This is a genomic window from Streptomyces katrae (assembly GCF_000966975.1).
Classification (GTDB): domain Bacteria; phylum Actinomycetota; class Actinomycetes; order Streptomycetales; family Streptomycetaceae; genus Streptomyces; species Streptomyces katrae.
This window is the reverse complement of the sequence record NZ_JZWV01001574.1, coordinates 1-2,010: the sequence shown is the minus strand read 5'-3', so window position 1 is coordinate 2,010 and position 2,010 is coordinate 1. Positions and strand designations below refer to the sequence as shown.

At 73.9% G+C, this 2,010-nt stretch carries 2 protein-coding genes and 1 pseudogene; 2 read left to right on the top strand and 1 reads right to left on the bottom strand.

Annotated features, from left to right (window positions below; genetic code table 11):
• Positions 1 to 502: mannosyltransferase YkcB-related protein (locus VR44_RS39315; protein ID WP_483855153.1), on the top strand; the 502-nt coding region annotated here is incomplete at its 5' end.
• Positions 503 to 592: 90 nt separating this feature from the next.
• The gene (locus tag VR44_RS39310; protein WP_045952487.1) at positions 593 to 1,237 is read left to right on the top strand and encodes a TetR/AcrR family transcriptional regulator; all 645 of its coding nucleotides are present in this window, start codon (positions 593 to 595) and stop codon (positions 1,235 to 1,237) included.
• Positions 1,238 to 1,276: 39 nt separating this feature from the next.
• Here VR44_RS39310 and VR44_RS39305 read toward each other — a convergent pair.
• Positions 1,277 to 2,010 (bottom strand): annotated as a pseudogene (locus VR44_RS39305) (MFS transporter); the annotation flags it as partial.

The window sequence follows — 2,010 nt, the reverse complement described above, 5'->3', positions numbered from 1 at the left end:
GGCGGGCGGCGCGGGCGCTGCGGCGGGCCGGTCCGGCACGGGAGGGGGCGGTCGAGCGGGTGGCCCGGGCATGCGGGGCGGGGCCGGCGGGCTGCTCGACGGGGCCCGGGTCTCCGCCGGGGCCAGGGCCGCGCTGCGCGCCGACGCCGGCCGCTACACCTGGGCGGCCGCCGCCGTCGGCTCCCAGAACGCGGCGAGTTACCAGCTGGCCTCCGGCCGTCCCGTGATGCCCCTCGGCGGGTTCAACGGCAGCGACCCCTCCCCGACGCCGGAGCGGTTCAAGGCGTACGTGAAGGCCGGGAAGATCCACTACTTCATCGCCCAGGGCGGCCTCGAAGGCGCCGGGGAGCTCCGCACGGGCGGCCGGGCGGGCGGGCAGGGAGGCCCGGGCGGGTCGGCCAGTACGGCCATCGACAGCTGGGTGAGGGCCAACTTCAAGGCCGTCACCATCGGCGGGACCACGTTCTACGACCTGACGGCCCCTTCGACCGGCGCGTCCTGAACCGACTCCCATCCGTCGGACACCCCCTAGCATCAAGAGGGCGGACCGGGCATTCCGGGCTGATCCCCTTGTGATGAGGAGGGCACCTCGATGGTGACCGAGGCTGATCCGGGCGAGGCCAGGACCAGTGTGTGGCTGGCCGTGCGGCCCACCGCCCCCGTCAGACGCCGTACCGAGGCCCCTTCGGGGCTGGACCGGGACCGGATCACCGCCGCCACCGTGCGGCTGCTGGACGCGCAAGGGCTCGGCCGCTTCTCCATGCGGAGACTGGCGGCCGAGCTGGGCGTCACCGCGATGTCCCTGTACTGGTACGTGGACACCAAGCACGATCTGCTCGAACTGGCCCTGGACAGAGCCCTGGGCCAGCAGCGCCTGCCGGCCGGACCGCCCTCTGAGGAGCCCTGGCCGAGCCGGCTGAGGGCACTGGCCTGTGGTTACCGCAGGCTGCTGGCGGAGCACCCCTGGGTGGCTCCGCTCAGCGCGGTCTACCCCAACATCGGCCCGCACGCACGGGCCTTCGACGCGGCCCTGCACCGGCTGCTGGAGGCCGCCGGCCTGGCGGACGCCGGCCGGACCGGCGCCCACCTGGCCGTCTCGCAGTTCCTGAACGGCTGCGCCCTGCACGGCTGCGGGGGAACGGTCCGGCGGGCACCCGAGGCGGACTTCGCCCTGGCCCTCGACGTCCTGATCGCGGGCATCGAGGCCAAGGCCGCCGCCCGCCGGGCCCAGGCCTGACGGTTCGGCCCCGGGCCTGACGGCCCTGGCTCAGGCCTGGGACGGAGCCCTGTCCGTGGCCTGGGCCGGGACGCCGGGGGCGCCCTCGGCGTCCGGGGCGTGGACGGCCGGCTTCGACTTCAGCGCGACCTCCTTGATGAAGAGCACCAGCACCAGTCCGAGCAGCGCGCTCGGGGCGGCGTAGAGGAAGACGTCGCCGACGCCGTGCCCGTACGCGGACTCCATCACCTGCCGCAGCGGCGCGGGCAGCTTGTCGAGGTCGGGGATGCCGCCCCCGCCGGTGCCGCCGTGTCCCAGGGCCGCCGCCTTCGGGCCGAGTGCGGCCAGCCCGTCCTTGACGTAGTGGGTGACCCGGTTGGCCATGACCGCGCCCAGTGCGGAGACGCCCATGGCGCCGCCGAGGGAGCGGAAGAAGGTGACGACGGAGCTGGCCGCGCCGAGGTCCTCGGGGGCGACCTGGTTCTGGGTGGCGAGGACCAGGTTCTGCATCATCATGCCGAGGCCGAGGCCGGTCAGCGCCATGAACAGGGCGATGCGCCAGTACGGGGTGTCGTAGCGCAGGGTGCCCAGCAGCCCGAGTCCGGCGGTCAGCAGCACGCCGCCGGAGACCAGGAAGGCCTTCCACCGGCCGGTCTTGGTGATGATCTGGCCGGAGACCGTGGAGGAGACGAAGAGGCCGCCGATCATCGGGATGGTCAGGAGGCCCGACATGGTGGGGGACTCGCCGCGCGCCAGCTGGAAGTACTGGCTGAAGAAGACCGTGCCGGAGAACA